Here is a 16185-nt window from a genome sequence, read left to right on the forward strand (position 1 = left end):
CCCTCTCCCGAGGAGACGTCGTCTCAAGAAAAGACGTCGAGCGGTAGGTAGCTCCCGGTGAGCGGTCGCTGACACTGCGGGCTTATTGTTGGTTATTGCAACCAAAAATCAGGCTGGGTGAGGACCTGCCGGCCGTTTCCGCCCCGGAGCAGCGCCCAGCGCTGCCCCGGCCGCAGCGACCCCGCGTACGAACGGAACCCGATGTCTGCCACCCGGACTCTGGACACGGCCACACCCCCGGCCACCACCCCTGCCGCCGACCCAGGACTCTCCCACCGCGAGATCCTGGAGATCCTGGCGGGGCTGCTCGCCGCGTTGTTCACCGCCGTACTGAGCTCGACCATCGTCAGCAACGCACTGCCGACGATCATCGCGGACCTGGAGGGCTCCCAGACGCAGTACACCTGGGTGATCACCGCCAGCCTGCTCGCGATGACCGTGTCCACTCCGGTCTGGGGCAAGCTCTCCGACCTGATCAGCAAGAAGCTGCTCGTCCAGCTCGCGATCGTGATGTTCGTGGCCGGGTCGGCGCTCGCCGGCGCCGCGCACAACGTCCCGTTCCTGATCGGTGCGCGGGTGCTGCAGGGCCTGGCGATGGGCGGTCTGATGGCCCTCGCCCAGGCCATCATCGGCGCGGCCATCCCACCGCGTGACCGCGGCCGGTACTCCGGCTACATGGGTGCCGTGATGGCCGTCGCGACCGTGTCCGGGCCACTCGTCGGCGGCGTCATCGTCGACACGTCGTGGCTCGGCTGGCGCTGGTGCTTCTACGTCTGCGTGCCGCTCGCCGTACTGTCGCTGATCGTCCTGCAGAAGTACTTGCACCTCCCGGTGATCAAGCGCGAGGTCAAGATGGACTACCTCGGTGCTCTTTTGATTGCCGGCGCGGCCAGCCTGCCGTTGATCTGGGTCTCGTTCGCCGGCACGCACTTCCCGTGGTGGTCCTGGCAGACCGGCGCCTATCTGGGCGGTACGGCGCTCCTCGGCATCCTGGCCGTGGTCGTCGAGACGCACGCGCGCGAGCCGCTCGTGCCGGTGAAGGTGGTTCGCGAACGCACCACCGCACTGGCGATCCTGGCCAGCCTGTCGGTCGGGGTGGCGATGTTCGGCAGCGCGGTGTTCCTCGGGCAGTACTTCCAGGTGGCCCGCGGGTACAGCGCGACCGAGGCCGGGTTGCTGACGATCCCGATGATGTTCGGCTCGTTCCTCGGGTCGGTCGGGGCGGGGCAGTTGATCACGCGGTTCGGGAAGTGGAAGCGGTACCTCGTGCTCGGTGGGCTGTTCCTCACCGCCGGCCTCGGCCTGCTCGGCACCATCGATCACACCAGCCCGTACTGGTACGTCGGCTGCGGCATGCTCGCGATGGGCATCGGCATGGGCATGATGATGCAGAACCTGGTGCTCGCCGTACAGAACACCGTCGACGTCACCCAGGTCGGCGCGGCCAGCGCGTCGGTCACTTTCTTCCGCAGCCTCGGCGGTGCGGTCGGGGTGTCGGTGCTCGGCGCGATCCTGGCCACGCGGGTGACGGATCTGATCACGCAGAACCTCCGGGCGCTCGGGCCCGAGGCGGCGGCCGCGGCGCAGAGCGGATCCAGTGGCAGCGTGCTCGATGTCAACGCGTTGCCGGCGCCGGTCGCCGAGATCGTGCGGCACGCGTACGGCGATGCGACCGGGAAGATCTTCGTGATCGCGGCGGGGGCGGCGTTGGTCAGCCTGCTCGCGGTGCTGTTCATCCGGGAGGTGCCACTGCGTCGTACGGTTGCGATGACGGACGAAGGCGTTGCGGACGCCGGTTCGTTCCCGGATGATCCGGCGGAACGGGCTGCCGTCGTGGCGCTCGACGTGATCACCTCGGCCGAGCGCACTGCCCGCGAACGCGAACGCGAGGCCAGCGAACGCGTCCAGGCCGCGGCGAACGTCGTCCGTCAGATGCGCACCGACGTCGCCGACCTGTTCACCCGCGTGGACCAGCAGATCGCCGCCCTGGAGGACACGCTGCCGGACGCCGTACCGCAGCCGGCCGCCGCGATCCTCGACGCCCAACGCCCGGCCGGCGAGCTCGTCGACGAACTCCGCCGCTACGAACTCAGCGTCCTCAGCGCCAGCCAACGCACCGCCGACCACCTCCGCGAAACCGCGAAGACCGACGCGGACCACCTCCGGGTGGCAGCCCAAGCCGAAGCCGACCAACTCCTCGCCCAGGCCCAAGCCGAAGAGCACGAGATCCGCCACCGCATCGCCGAACTCGAGGCAGTCGAACACCGCCTCCTAGCCACCATCCGCGACGGCCTCTCCACCACCCCCACCCCACCCGCACCCCCCAACCGCTCCCACCCCACCCACCCGGCGCCCACCCACCCGGCGCCCAACCCGGCTCCCAACCACCCGGCACCCACCCACTCGGTGCCCAGCCACCCCCACCCCGCCTCCAACGGCTACCCCGAAGAAGCCCACCACCGCCAAGCCTTCGGCTAACTCCACCCACTCCGCGCCGAGCCACCCCCACCCCGCCCCCAACGGCTACCCCGAAGAAGCCCACCACCGCCAAGCCTTCGGCTAACCCCACCCCTCCACCCCGTTCCCCCGCCAACCAACCACCGCCGGCGGGGTGACTGGGGAGGGTTTTACCCCTGTGGAGGTGCAATTCCCTCCCCGGTCCACGTTGTCTCCGGGGAGGTCGCCCGTGCTGTGAGGTGGGATGCCTGCGGGGTGGTTGAGTGGTGAGTCGTGGATTCCGGCCGACGGCGGGGTGACTGGGGAGGTTTTTACCCCTGGAGAGGTGCAATTCCCTCCCCGGTCCACGTTGTCTCCGGGGAGGTCGCCCGTGCTATGAGGTGGGATGCCTGCGGGGTGGTTGAGTGGTGAGTCGTGGATTCCGGCCGACGGCGGGGTGACTGGGGAGGGTTTTACCCCTGTGGAGGTGCATTTCCCTCCCCGGTCCACGTTGCCTCCGGGGAGGACGCCCGTGCCATGAGGTGGGTGATTGGTGAGTCGTGGATTCTGGTCGACGGCAGGCCCTTGGGCCTGGGTGTGACCGTGATCCACGGCTCCACTCCGCCAGAGCACCGAGTCGTGGATCTTGGCGGCTGAAGATCGGTCGAGCTGACCGCGATCCACGACTGGGTGCCGCTTCGAGTCGACGGCCTCGAGGCGGGCGGCCAGGTCGGCCTCCTGGTCGCGACCCCCTTGGCCTCTCGCGGAGAGCGGCGCGCGGTGAGTTGTGGTTTGGGTGGAGGCGGGGTGACTGGGGAGGGTTTTACCCCCGTGGAGGTACATTTCCCTCCCCGGACCACGTCGCCCCGGTCTACGCCTCCCCGGTCCAGGTCGCCCCGGTCTACGCCTCCCCGGTCTACGCCTCCCCGGTCCACGTCGCCCCGGTCCACGCCTCCCCGGTCCACGCCTCCCCGTTCTACGCCTCCCCGGTCTACGGGGCCCCCGGGGTCGTCGCCCCGGTCTGCGTCGCCCCGGGGTCGTCGGTTTGGGTGGGGAGACGCGATGCCGGGTGAGCTCGGATCGGCGTCGTCGCCGGAGTTTGTTGGGGCGACCTACCCGTCCGCGATCCAGGAGCTGGTGGCTCTTGGGAGGATGTCGGGGGCGGGTGGCATGCTTCCGGGGGAGGGGTTGTCGAGCGAGGAGTGCCGTGGGGCCGTGGGATGTGGAGCAGGTGCTGGGGCTGGCGCCTGATCCTGCGTCCGCGAAGGCCGGCCAAGCGCAGGCGCGTACGGCGAAGTGGCCGGAGACTGGCTCGTCCGAGCGGGCGGTGTGGGGACTGTGTCAGGGGAGCGGCAAGCAGCCGTACCAGACCACGGTCGACCTGAGCGGACGGGCGTACAAGTGCTCCTGTCCGAGCCGGAAGTTCCCGTGCAAGCATGCGCTCGGGCTCCTGCTGCTGTGGGCCGGGGGCGAGGTGCGGCCGGGCGACGAGCCGGCGTGGGTGACGTCGTGGGTGGAGCAACGCGCGGCTCGCGCGGAGCGGCCGGAGCGGAAGCCGGGTGAGGTCGCCGACCCGCTGGCCGCGCAGCAGCGGGCGTCCCGGCGAGCCGACCGGGTGTCGGCCGGGATGGCGGAGCTGGCCAGTTGGCTCGATGATCAGGTGCGGCAAGGGCTCGGTGGATTCGACCAGCGTGCGTACACCGAGCTCAGCCGGCTGGCGGCCCGGATGGTCGACGCGCAGGCGCCCGGGGTGGCGGGAGCGGTACGGCGCGCCGCCGGGGTGATCGGCCGTGGTCACGGATGGCCGGGCGAACTACTGGAGGAGCTCTCGCTCATCCACCTGATCGTCTCCGCGCATGACCGGCTGGCCGAGCTGCCGCCGTCGCTGGCCGACACCGTGCAGAGCCGGATCGGCTGGACCGTCGAGACCGCGCGGGTGCTGGCCGAGGGCGAGAAGGTCGAGGACGACTGGCTCGTGCTCGGGCGGGTGATCGAGCCGGACGAGCGGCTCACGGTCCGCCGCGTATGGTTGCGCGGGGCAACAACGGGACGGCTCGGCCTGATCCTCACCTTCGCCGCCGCCGGGAGACCGCTGGACCCGTTGCCGGCCCGACCGGGTGAGTATGTCCCGGGTGCCCTGTCGTTCTACCCCGGTGCGCTCCCGATGCGTGCCCTCCTGACCCAGACCGCTCCCCGCCTGCCCGCGCCCCGGCCATCCGGATTCACCGCGCGCCAGGCGTTGGCGTCGTACGTCGAATCCGTCGCAGCCGACCCGTGGAACGAACGCTGGCCGCTGGTCCTGCAGGACGTCCGACCTGCTCGGTACGGCGAGGGCTGGGCGCTCGTGGACACGGCCGGTGACGGGCTCGAGATCCTGCCGGGCGTGGATCCGTGGAAACTGCTCGCGGTGTCCGCCGGCGATCCGGTCAGCGTCGCGGGTGAGTGGAACCGCGCCGGCTTCCGCCCGATGACCTGCTGGCACGACGATCGGCCGGTGGTCTTGTGAAGGGCTGGGACGGGCTGGTGAGTTCGGCTCTGCTCGGGACGGACCGGCGGCCACCGCATTTCGAGGAATTGCCGGAGCATGTCCAGGAACGCCTGGGTGATGGCGGGTTGCTGGATGCGGCGGCGCTCGCGACTGTCTACAAGCGCGCCGGTCGCACGCCGCTTCGTGAGGTCGAGCCGTTGCCGGCGGCCCCTGGTGAGGATCGGCCGCTACCCCGGCCGGTCGCGATCCGGCGGTTGGCCGCGATGCTCGGTGGCTTCCAGGCGACGGCGCTCGGCGAGTGGTTGCGGGCTGCGGATGCTCGCGGCTGGGGCGTGCCGCCCGAACATCTGCCGGCGTTGGCCGACTACGCCCGCAACCGGGCCGAGTACCGCCCGCTCGTCATCACCGCGGCCGGCCGCCGCGCCCGGTGGCTCGCGGACCTCAACCCGGAATGGCGCTTCCTTCACGCTGCAGTTGCCGAAGACAACGATCCGGAGCTCTGGACCCACGGGAACGCCTTGCAACGCCGGACCTGGCTCCGCACTCTCCGCTCGCAGGATCCCGAGGCCGCTCGCGAAGCCCTGGCCGAGGTCTGGCCGACCGAGTCCGCCGCCACCCGTGCCGACTTCCTGAGCCTGCTCGCCGACAGATTGTCCAAGCAGGACGAGGACTTCCTCGAGGCGGCCCTCGACGACCGCTCCAAGGAAGTCCGCCGAGCCGCCGCCCGCCTCCTCGCCCGAGTCCCTGGCGCGCAGTACGGCGTACGCATGACCGAGCGCCTCCACTCCCATCTGACCCTCACTCAAGGCGTACTCGCGGTCGACCTCCCCAAACGCGTCACCCAGTCGATGGAACGCGACGGCATCGACTCCCAGAACCCGGAGGGAGTGGGCAAGCGGGCGTGGTGGTTCCTGCAGATCGTTGCCAACACCCCGTTGTCGGAAATGGACACCGCCTGGCTCCACCTACCGGTGGAGGGGTGTGCACCGGAGGTGCTGCAGTCGGGCTGGACAGAGGCCGCCATCCGAGAAGGCACTGCACGCCGAGCCGACGGGCGAGCGGCCGATGCGCCGGATCTGGCGATGCGGTGGGCGCGGGAGCTGCTGCGAGCGAATGCCGGCACCGGCAGCCGGAGTCCTGCGGAGCTGCTGCGCCTGCTACCCGCCGAGGAGTGGGCCGGCGCGATCGACACTCTCCGCACCACAGTCGATGTCGCGGAGCTGGTCGGCGGGCTTCCGGTGCCGTGGCCGGCCTCGTTGGCGAGCATGATCCTCGACCAGTTGGCCAAGGTGGGGACCAACCGCGCGTGGGCCCGGCTGGCGAGTATTGCGGCGCGTGCGGTGCCGCCCGACGTACTGAATCATCCGATCACCCGCGAGCCGACCGGCGAGGAAGACACCTGGCGCCGCCGCCTCGTCGAGACCTTGATCTTCCGTCGTGAGATGTATGAGGAGCTGGCATGAGCACTGAAGTACTGCGGCCGCATGCGGAAGAGGAGTATGCGGGGGAGCTGGCCGCGCTGGCTGCGGCGGATGACAGGGCGCGGCCGCCTGCGTGGCTGCTCTCGCCGGCTGCTGTGGTCACTTACCTGCTCGGCGGTAAGGCGGGCGACGTGGAGATCTCGCCCAAGTACGTCGGTCCACGGCGGCTGATCGAGGTGGCGGTGGCGACCCTCGCGACGGACCGGGCGCTGTTGCTGCTCGGCGTACCGGGGACGGCGAAGACGTGGGTCAGCGAGCACCTGGCGGCGGCGATCAGCGGGGACTCGACCCTGCTCGTGCAAGGTACGGCGGGGACCGCCGAGGAGTCGATCCGGTACGGCTGGAACTACGCCCAGTTGATTGCCCAGGGCCCCAGTGAGGCGGCACTCGTGCCGAGTCCGGTGCAGCGGGCGATGACCGAGGCGAAGATCGCCCGGATCGAGGAGATGACCCGGATGCCGTCCGACGTCCAGGACGCGCTGATCACGATCCTGTCCGAGAAGACGCTCCCGATCTCCGAACTGGCCACGGAAGTCCAAGCCCGCAAGGGTTTCAACGTTATCGCGACCGCGAACGACCGCGACAAGGGCATCAACGAACTCTCCAGCGCACTCCGACGCCGGTTCAACACCGTCGTACTCCCGCTCCCGGACTCGGCCGAGGACGAGGTCGAGATCGTCTCCCGCCGGGTGGCACAGCTCGGTACGGCGCTCGAGCTGCCGCAACCGGACGACGCACTCGACGAGATCCGCCGCGTGGTCACGATCTTCCGCGAACTGCGCTCCGGGCGGACCGAGGACGGCCGGACCGCGGTCAAGTCACCGTCCGGCACCCTCTCGACCGCAGAGGCGATCAGCGTCGTCACCGGCGGCATCGCGCTGGCCGCCCACTTCGGCGACGGCGTCCTGCGGCCGACCGATGTGGCCGGCGGCATCCTCGGTGCCGTGGTCAAGGATCCCTCCGCGGACCGCGTCGTCTGGTCGGAGTACCTGGAGACCGTGGTCCGCGAACGAGACGGCTGGGCGCCGTTCTACCGAGCCTGCCGAGAGATCTCCGGATGAGCGTTCATTTGCTGGGGATTCGGCACCACGGGCCCGGCTCGGCGCGCGCGGTGGCGACCGCGCTGGCCGAGCTTCGGCCGGATGTGGTGTTGATCGAGGGGCCGCCGGAGGCGGACAAGGTCGTGGAATTGGCCGGGTCGGAGGAGATGGAGCCTCCGGTCGCGCTGCTGGCGTACGCGGTCGACGACTCGACCCGGGCTGCGTTCTGGCCGTTCGCGGTGTTCAGCCCCGAGTGGCGGGCGATCAAGTACGCGCTCGCGGCCGGGGTGCCGGTGCGGTTCTGCGATCTGCCGGCCGCGCATCAGTTCGCATCGTCCGGTGGTGGCGGCCGGCGAGCGGCGTCGATCGATCCGTTGGCGACGCTCGCACATGCCGGTGGGTACGACGATCCCGAGCGCTGGTGGGACGACGTGATCGAGTCGCGGCGCGAAGGTGCCGAACCGTTCACCGTGATCGCCGACGCGATGCGCGAACTGCGCCGCGACGAAATCGCGACTGGTCGCGAGGCGCAACGTGAGGCCTACATGCGCACCGTGCTGCGGAAGGCCATCCGGGAAGGGTTCGAACGGATCGCGGTGATCTGCGGCGCCTGGCACGTGCCCGCGCTGGAGCTACCGTTGCCGCCGGCAACGCATGACCAACGGATCCTGAAAGGCCTGCCGAAGCGGAAGGTCGCCTGCACCTGGGTCCCCTGGACGCACGGCCGGCTGGCGGCGGCGAGCGGGTACGGCGCCGGGATCACCTCACCGGGGTGGTACCACCACCTGTTCACCGCGCCCGACCAGATCACCACCCGCTGGCTGTCGAAGGTCGCGCGGGTCCTGCGGGCCGAGGATCTGCCGGTCTCCAGCGCCCATGTGATCGAGGCGGTCCGGCTCGCGGATACGTTGGCCGCATTGCGGGGACGTCCGCTGGCCGGGCTGAGCGAGGTGACCGAGGCGACGCGAGCGGTGCTCTGCGGCGGGAACGACGTACTGCTCGATCTGGTCACTCGGGAAGCGGTCGTCGGAGAGCTGCTGGGGACGGTGCCCGGCGAGACGCCGCAGGCTCCGGTCGCGGCGGATCTCGCGGCGCAGGCGCGCCGGTTGCGGATGAAGCGGGACGCGACCGAGCGGGTGATGGAGCTCGACCTGCGCAAGCCGAACGACCTGGAGAAGTCCAGACTCCTGCACCGCCTGCGGATTCTCGGGGTGCACTGGGGCGTGCCGGCCGCCGACGAGCGGCGGGCGCAGGGCACGTTCCGGGAGATGTGGCGGCTGACCTGGGATCCCGGCCTCGAGGTCGAGCTGGTCGCCGCCGGGGCGCACGGCACGACTGTGGCCGGCGCCGCGACGACGGTCATGCTGCGCGTGGGTGACGAATCCTCGACGCTCGCCGAGGTCACCGCCGCGCTGGAGAAGTCGCTCCTCGCCGACCTCGCCGAGGCGTTGCCGTCGCTGCTGCAGGGCGTCGACACGCGCGCCGCAGCCGATGCCGACGTCGGCCATCTGATGGCGGCGTTGCCCGCGCTCGCGCGCTCTTCGCGGTACGGCGACGTCCGAGGTACCGACACCGCCGGGCTCGCCGCGGTCGCGGGCCGGATGGTGTCGCGCATCTGTGCCGGCCTCGGCCGGACTGTGCACGGACTCGATCCGGATGCGGCGGCCGCCGTACAAGAGCTGATCGACGGCGTACAGGACGCGACGGTGTTGCTGGCCGAGAATGTGCGGTCGGAATGGCTGAACACGTTGCAGGGGTTGAGCGATCGCGTCTCGGTGCCGCCGCTGATCCGCGGCCGGTTGACCCGGCTGATGCTCGACACCTCGCGGCTGCCGGATCACGAGGTCGCGCTGCGGCTGGGGCGGGCCCTTTCCCCTGGTACGCCGACCGCCGACGCGGCCGGGTACGTCGAGGGGTTCCTCGCCGGAGGCGGTCTGTTGCTGGTGCACGACGAGCGCCTGCTGGCGCTGGTGGACTCGTGGCTGGGTGCGGTCCCGGACGATGCGTTCCTTGAGGTGTTGCCGTTGCTGCGCCGTACCTTCGGGACGTTCGCCGCGCCGGAGCGCCGGTCGATCGGGACCAGGGCTCGTGCGCTGGGCGATCCGGCCGCACTGGTCGTTGCTAACGACAACGATCTCGACACCGAGCTGGCGGCGTCCGTCCTTCCCGTCGTCGCGCAGCTACTGGGGGTCTCATGAGCGAAGAACGCATGCGCCGCTGGCGCCTCGTGCTGGGCGGCGAGGCCGAGCCGGAGACCGGTACGACGCTCTCCGCTCAGGACCGATCCGTCGATGCCGCCTTGGCCGCCTTGTACGACGCGGAGGCCGGCGAGCCGGGGACGCAACGATCGGCCGGGCTGGGTTCGTCGGCGCCGCGGGTGGCGCGGTGGCTGGGGGACATCCGGCAATACTTCCCGAGCACCGTCGTCCAGGTGATGCAGCGGGACGCGGTCGAGCGGCTCGGCATCACCCGGATGTTGATGGAGCCGGAGTTGCTGGGTGCGGTCGAGCCCGACGTACACCTGGTCAGCACGCTGCTCGCGCTCAACGAGGTGATGCCGGAGGAGACCAAGCAGACCGCGCGGGACGTGGTCGGGCGAGTGGTCGCCGAGCTGGAGGCGCGGCTGGCCGAACGCACCCGGGCGGCCGTCACGGGCGCGCTCGACCGGGCTGGTCGGACGGGGCGACCGCGGCACTCGGACATCGACTGGGACCGGACGATCCGGGCCAACCTCAAGCACTTCTCGCCGGCGCTGGGGACGATCGTCCCGGACCGGCTGGTCGGGTACGCGCGGCGGAACCACAGTGTCCAGCGGGACATCGTGCTCGCGATCGACCAGTCCGGCTCGATGGCGGAGTCGGTGGTGTACGCGTCGCTGTTCGGCGCGGTGCTCGGGTCGATCCGCACGCTGCGGACCAGCCTGGTCGTGTTCGACACCGCGGTCGTCGATCTGACCGATCAGCTGGAGGATCCGGTCGATGTCCTGTTCGGTACGCAGCTCGGTGGTGGGACGGACATCAACCGTGCCCTCGCGTACTGCGAGGAACTGGTGACGAAGCCGGCCGACACTGTGATGGTGCTGATCTCGGATCTCTACGAGGGCGGTGTCCGCGAGGAGATGCTGCGGCGGGCGCGTTCGCTGGTGGAGTCCGGCGTACAGCTCATCGCGTTGCTCGCCCTGGCCGACTCCGGCACCCCGTCGTACGACGTCGAGAACGCGACCGCCCTCGCCGATCTCGGCGTACCCACCTTTGCTTGTACTCCCGACCTCTTTCCCGACCTGATGGCCGCCGCCATCCGCCACGAGGACATCACCACGTGGGCTTCCACCAACCTCGCCTGAAAGGCGCCGAGGAAGGCGTCATCGCGGTGTAATTCAGCTGACAGCCTGGCGGCGCCGGTGCGACGGTGGGCGGCATGGAGATCAGCGGTATTGCGCCGGACGAGTACGACCGGGCGGCGGAGTTGTGGGAGGCGTCCGTCCGGGCGACGCACGACTTCGTCACCGAGGCGGACCTGGACGTGTTCCGGCCGCTGGTGCGGGCGTCGTTCGGAGAGATCGAGCACCTGGCCGGGCTGCGGGCGGATGACGGGCTGCTGATCGGTTTCATCGGGGTGGCCGAGGGCAACGTCGAGATGCTCTTCCTGGATCCGGCGTACCGCGCGAGAGGTGGCGGGAGCATGTTGCTCGCGCACGCCTTCCGGACCTTCGACGCCACGTCGGTCGACGTCAACGAGCAGAACCCGCAGGCCACCGGGTTCTACCTGCACCACGGCTTCCGGGTCGTCGGCCGGAGCGAGACGGACTCGACCAACAGGCCCTACCCGATCCTGCACCTGAAGCTCTAGCCTGCGATCTCCAGGATGTCGATCGGCGTGTTGGGGTCGGCCTCGGCGAAGCGGAGCGCCCACTGGACCGCTTCCTCTTTGGAGTCGACGCGGATGATCGAGACACCCGCGACAAGCTCCTTGGTCTCGGCGAACGGGCCGTCGAGTACTCGCGGCTCACCCGGGGCCGGGAACGTGATCCGCGCCCCGCGCGAACTCGGCATCAAACCCTCACCGAGCAGCAGCACGCCCGCCTGACGCATCTCCTCGAGGACCGCGTCCGCCCGCGCCAGCATCTCCTGGTCCGGCGGGTTCCCCGCCTCCAGGTCGTCGTTCGTCTTGTGAAGCAGCATGTACCTCATACGCCTGACCCTAGACCGTGTCTGATGGTCCCGCGCCTACTGCGCGGCACTCGGCACGGCACCCCGGCGCACTGGAGCAAAGGCCACGATGGAAACCACATCGAGGCCTTCGCTCCAGCACGCCGAGCTACCGCACCGAGCACCTGCTCGCTACGGCGCGGGACCATCAGACACGGCCTAGTGCGACCCAGAAGTCCGGTGGGATCTCGTGGTCGAGCCACGCCGCGGCTTCGGTGATCTCCCGCGGGCTCCGCGCCCCGACCACCACGGCCGGTACGGCGGGATGCGTGAGCGGGAACTGGAGTGCGGCGGCCAGCAGCGGTACGTCGTACGCACGACAGAGCTCGCGGAGTCCGTCGATCCGCCGGAGCAGGGTGGGCGGGACCCGCGCGTACCCATGCGGCGCACCCGCCGCGGTGTCGGCCAGGACGCCACCCTGGAACACGCCGGCCGCGAGTACCGCGACGCCGAGCTTCTCGCACAGCGGCAGCAGTTCGTCGGCGCCGGACTGGTCGAGCAGGGTGTACCGGCCGGCGAGCAGGATGCAGTCGGCTCCGACCGGGCCGGTCTCGCGAAGGAACCGGGCGGCCACGTCCGCGTGGTTGACGCCGAGGGAGATCGCGCGGATCGTGCCGCGGCCACGGAGCTCGCTCAGCGCTCGCAGCGCCTCGGTCGAGGCGGTCAGGTAGTCGAGATCCGGGTCGTGGATGTGCAGGATGTCGATCCGGTCGATGCCCATCCGCTCCAGGCTGGCCTCGAACGAGCGGAGCACAGCGTCGTACGAATAGTCGAGCCGGGGACCGAGGCCGGCCGGCGGCTCGGCCCAGATCGGCTGGATGTCCGGGCCGCCGGGCTCGATCAACCGGCCGACCTTGCTGCACAGCACGAACTCCGCCCGCGGCCGCCCGCGGAGCGCGAGCCCGGCCCGCTGCTCCGAGAGTCCGTAGCCGTAGACCGGCGCGGTGTCGAACAGCCGGACGCCGAGCTCCCAGGCGCGGTCGATGGTCGCGACGGCCTGCGCCTGCGGTACGGCGGAGAACATTCCGCCGATCGACGCGAGCCCCAACCCCAGCCTGCTCACCGTCAACCCGGTCCGCCCGAGCTCCACCATCCGCATGCCACCGACCCTAAGAGCCCCCACCGACACTCCACCGCCCCCACCAGAACGACCTTGTGCACCGGTCAACCGTTTCCAGCGCCGAATTTTGGTTGAGCCGTGCACAAGGTCGCGGGGGGCTTCCGCGCGGGGGTGGGGGGCGGGAGGATGCGGGGATGGGTGAGATCGCGGAGCGGTACCGACGGCGGGCTGAGGCGTTCGAGCGGAAGGTCGCGGCGGTGGAGCCGGACCAGTGGGACAACCAGTCGCCGTGCGCCAAGTGGACCGCCCGGGACGTGGTCGAGCACGTCGTGACGATGCACGGCGTCATGCTGCAGCCGGTCGCCCGCAAGCTCGAGCCGTCCGACGACCCGCTGACCGCGTTCCAGGAGGCGCGCGCCGCGGTCGAGGACGTGCTCGACGACCCGATCCTCGCCCTCACCGAGACCGACTCCCCGAGCGGCCCGCTGACGGCCGAGCGGCACATCGATCAAGTCGTCTCCGACGACCTCGTCCTGCACGGCTGGGACCTGGCCCGGGCGACCGGCCAGGACGAGACGATGGACCACGCCGACGTCGAACGCCTCTGGGCGACCGCGGTGGCGATCCCGCCGGACGTGATGGAGAAGTACCGCACCCCGGGCGCCTTCGGCGAGGGCATCGAGGTCTACGGGCCCGAGGTGCCGGTCCCCGCGGACGCGCCGCTCCAGGACCGGCTACTTGGGCTGATCGGCCGTCAGCCGTAGCAGGTTGGTCGGGGCGTAATACGTCGCGGGCTCTGTGCACAGCGGCGCACTGGTGAGTTGCTTCGGCCTGGTCATGAGGAGTGCGTGGCCCTGCGCGATGGCCGGCTCCAGGTACTCGTGTCCGGGCAGGTTCGCGACAGCGGTCCGGCAGCCGAGGGCCATCCCCTCGAACAGAGCGGTCGTCGAGACGCCGACCTGGTAGGTGGCCGAGGCCAGCAGGTCCAGCGTGCTGCCGCCGGTGGACAGCTGCACACCGGGCGGGATCGTGTAGTCCGACGCGCGCTCGCTCGGATGGAGGCGGTACAGGACCTCCAGACCGGGATGCTCCTTCGCAACCGATTCGGCGACGTGGAGGAGTTCGGCGCCGATCGTGCCCTGCGACAGGAAGACGACGCGGCTGGGATCCTTCGGGCCTGCTGTGGGGAGGAAGGGGGCGCCAACCACCTCGGTCTTCAGGCCGGCGGGCAGGTCGGCAACGTTCGTCCAGTACGAGCCGAAGCACCACAGCTCGTCCGGCTGGTCCGCGACCACCGGGCGGCCCGGGTAGCTGTAGCCCAGGTGGAACGGGCTGATCGCGCCATGCTGCAGCTCGACCACGCGGATCCCGAGGTCGCGCGCGGCGCCGACGATGTGCTGGTGGAAGTACGCGACGACCACATAGACCGTCTTGATCCGGTGGCGTCGCAGCAGCGTGCGGTACAGCGCGCGCAGCCGGAGATGCTTGGGGACCTCGCGGGCGAGCAGAGCACCTACAGGTACCGAGACACCGGTCAGTTTCTGCAGTGCTGTCGCGATGCCACGGTCGTCCAGCTGGCGCTTGTGTACCGCTCCGGCGGCCGACGTGAAGAAGTCCAGGTTCTTGCTGCCGGTCAGCGGAGTTCCGTTGATCCCCGAGTCGAGGATCAGCGCTGACGGGCCGAGGGCGGCGCGGAGTTCGTCGGTGTAGATCTCGACACCGCTCGGTTTCCGTGGATGCGGTACGACGAGAGCGTCGTACCGGCCGACGAACGGGTTGCGGGTGACCACGCCGCTCACGTGCTTGGCGACGAGTGCGGCCTTGTCGTACGGCGAACGTCGTACCGGATGGGGTGCGCCGTGGATGCCGCTGCGGCGGGTCAGCTCATGGAAGACGCGCATCCGGATGATCGGCCACGGATGCGCGTCCCGGATCCGCCAGCCGAGCAGACTCAGGTCCCGCTCCACCTGCCAGATCGCCCGGCACAGGCTCGCCACCGTCGGCGCCGTGCCGTTCCCGGTACTCGTCATGGTTGATCCCCACTATCCCCGCGAGACTGCCGACGCCGGAGAAGAACCGGCGGACCGCCTTCAGCAGGTGCGTCTTCCGGCCGAGCAGCAGCCCGGCGAGGGCGAACCCGATCGCCGAGATCACCCGGGCCGAAGCATAGGCCAGCACCAGCAGGTAGCTGATTGCGCCCGGGCGGATCAGCAGCCGGCTGATCGTGTCCCCGCTGCCGGACCGGAAGGCACGCCGTACCAGCCAGCGCAGCGTCGTCCGCCCGACCGGCACCTCCTCGGCGATGCACGCCTCCTCGCACCAGACGATCCGGAACCCGGCCCGGTGCACGCGGAGGAAGAAATGCAGGTCGCTGGAGCCGGTGTAGCGGAACGCGGGATGGAAGCCGGGCGTGACCGCTTGGTAGACCCGCCGGCTGACCAGGGTGTTGTTCGTGTACGCCTTGCGCAGTTCCTCGCCGGTGGTGTGCTTCCCGGTCGAGTCGTGGACGTCGCTGTAGTGGTTCCAGGGCGGCGCGCCGGGCGGCAGGTGGCCCTTGACCGGCCCGGTGACAACGTCGGCACCGGTCGACTCCCAGGCCTTCAGCAGGGTTTTGAGCCAGCCGGTTGGCGCGACCTCGTCGTCGTCCACGAAGACCAGGGCGTCGTCGTTCCAGCACAGCTCGACCGACCGCTCCCGCGCGAACGGGATCCCCGGCTCCGGTTCCACCACCGATTCGATCGGGTACGGCGTACCCGCCCCGAACTCCTGGATGACGCCGGCCGCCGACCCCTCCGCGTCGTTGTCGACCACCACGATCCGGATCGCGTAATCCCCGTCCTCCGGCAGTTCCTGGGCCTGCAGGCTGGTCAGCAGCGCGTGCAACAGAGCAGGTCGCCTAAACGTGATTACCGCAATGGCGACACTGGTGCTCATGGCGCCCGAGACTATCGGTCCCGCCCAACAACCGCCCATCCGACAAGGCGTTCGAAGGATGTGAGACACGCCCAACAACCGCTGACCCGGTCCCGCGTGCTCGGATGTGATCACGCGCAAAGGACACCGGTGCGCGGCGGCAGTTCTTGTCGGCCGCCTTCGGCGGAGTCTGCGCACGGTGTGACGGGTTGGGGTGGTCGGCGGATGGGGAGGTGGCTACTCGTCTCGTCGGGAGCGGACGCGATGTTGAGTCGGGGATCGGGGTTGTCCAGCGGGCGGGTTTCCGCCGGGATCCACGACTCGACGGATCGGACGGGCGCCAATCACCACGACTCGAAGGTCCCGGCGGATGACAGACGATCGGCGCCGCTTCGCGGCGGCTGCCGCGAGCTGGGGACACGGATTGATGTGGTGGGCGCGGGTCGGCTGTGATCACGGGCAAGGACGCGGCCCTCGGCCGACGCTGTCTTCTGGACGCCACCGGCGGCTACCGCGGGCTGGTGACCGGGTCCGGCGTGTTCGGCCGGGTCGGATGTGG

Annotated in this window: 12 protein-coding genes; 8 read left to right on the forward strand and 4 right to left on the reverse strand. The window is 70.2% G+C overall.

The genetic code is table 11. The features are described from left to right. Positions 1-201 precede the first annotated feature (201 nt). The 7 genes from ACXC9Q_RS37810 to ACXC9Q_RS37840 all read left to right on the forward strand — a co-directional run bounded on the left by ACXC9Q_RS37810 (position 202) and on the right by ACXC9Q_RS37840 (position 11294). Complete coding sequence (locus ACXC9Q_RS37810; RefSeq protein ID WP_457061511.1) at positions 202-2478, forward strand: MFS transporter; 2277 nt, start codon at positions 202-204, stop codon at positions 2476-2478. Positions 2479-3643: 1165 nt separating this feature from the next. Beyond that, positions 3644-4942: an SWIM zinc finger family protein gene (locus ACXC9Q_RS37815; protein ID WP_457061512.1), complete on the forward strand. Its 1299-nt coding sequence runs from the start codon at positions 3644-3646 to the stop codon at positions 4940-4942. Positions 4943-4959: 17 nt separating this feature from the next. Next, the gene (locus ACXC9Q_RS37820) at positions 4960-6387 is read left to right on the forward strand and encodes a DUF5691 domain-containing protein (protein ID WP_457061513.1); all 1428 of its coding nucleotides are present in this window, start codon (positions 4960-4962) and stop codon (positions 6385-6387) included. Beyond that, positions 6384-7466 (forward strand): ATP-binding protein, encoded by a 1083-nt coding sequence (locus ACXC9Q_RS37825; protein WP_457061514.1) that lies wholly within the window; start codon positions 6384-6386, stop codon positions 7464-7466. The genes ACXC9Q_RS37820 and ACXC9Q_RS37825 overlap by 4 nt, the downstream gene beginning before the upstream one ends. Then, positions 7463-9643, forward strand: a complete 2181-nt coding sequence (locus ACXC9Q_RS37830) for a DUF5682 family protein (RefSeq protein ID WP_457061516.1) — start codon at positions 7463-7465, stop codon at positions 9641-9643. Before ACXC9Q_RS37825 ends, ACXC9Q_RS37830 begins: the two co-directional genes overlap by 4 nt. Beyond that, positions 9640-10788: a VWA domain-containing protein gene (locus ACXC9Q_RS37835; protein ID WP_457061518.1), complete on the forward strand. Its 1149-nt coding sequence runs from the start codon at positions 9640-9642 to the stop codon at positions 10786-10788. The genes ACXC9Q_RS37830 and ACXC9Q_RS37835 overlap by 4 nt, the downstream gene beginning before the upstream one ends. A 74-nt stretch (positions 10789-10862) precedes the next feature. Continuing rightward, the gene (locus ACXC9Q_RS37840) at positions 10863-11294 is read left to right on the forward strand and encodes a GNAT family N-acetyltransferase (RefSeq protein WP_457061520.1); all 432 of its coding nucleotides are present in this window, start codon (positions 10863-10865) and stop codon (positions 11292-11294) included. Here ACXC9Q_RS37840 and ACXC9Q_RS37845 read toward each other — a convergent pair. Next, on the reverse strand, positions 11291-11635 hold the full coding sequence (locus ACXC9Q_RS37845; RefSeq protein WP_457061521.1) for a YciI family protein: 345 nt from the start codon (positions 11633-11635) through the stop codon (positions 11291-11293). The two genes, ACXC9Q_RS37840 and ACXC9Q_RS37845, sit on opposite strands and share 4 nt — an antisense overlap. A gap of 166 nt (positions 11636-11801) precedes the next feature. Then, the gene (locus tag ACXC9Q_RS37850) at positions 11802-12752 is read right to left on the reverse strand and encodes an aldo/keto reductase (protein ID WP_457061522.1); all 951 of its coding nucleotides are present in this window, start codon (positions 12750-12752) and stop codon (positions 11802-11804) included. 155 nt (positions 12753-12907) lie between these two features. Between ACXC9Q_RS37850 and ACXC9Q_RS37855 the strand changes: the two genes are divergently transcribed. Next, entirely contained in the window at positions 12908-13477 is a 570-nt protein-coding gene (locus ACXC9Q_RS37855; protein ID WP_457061524.1) for a TIGR03086 family metal-binding protein, read from the forward strand. Here ACXC9Q_RS37855 and ACXC9Q_RS37860 read toward each other — a convergent pair. Together ACXC9Q_RS37860 and ACXC9Q_RS37865 are read right to left on the reverse strand one after the other, a co-directional pair. Beyond that, positions 13448-14614: a hypothetical protein gene (locus ACXC9Q_RS37860; RefSeq protein ID WP_457061612.1), complete on the reverse strand. Its 1167-nt coding sequence runs from the start codon at positions 14612-14614 to the stop codon at positions 13448-13450. The genes ACXC9Q_RS37855 and ACXC9Q_RS37860 overlap by 30 nt on opposite strands. Further along, complete coding sequence (locus ACXC9Q_RS37865) at positions 14598-15686, reverse strand: glycosyltransferase (protein WP_457061613.1); 1089 nt, start codon at positions 15684-15686, stop codon at positions 14598-14600. Before ACXC9Q_RS37865 ends, ACXC9Q_RS37860 begins: the two co-directional genes overlap by 17 nt. Positions 15687-16185: the final 499 nt, after the last annotated feature.

The sequence above is a fragment of the Kribbella sp. CWNU-51 genome (assembly GCF_054073265.1).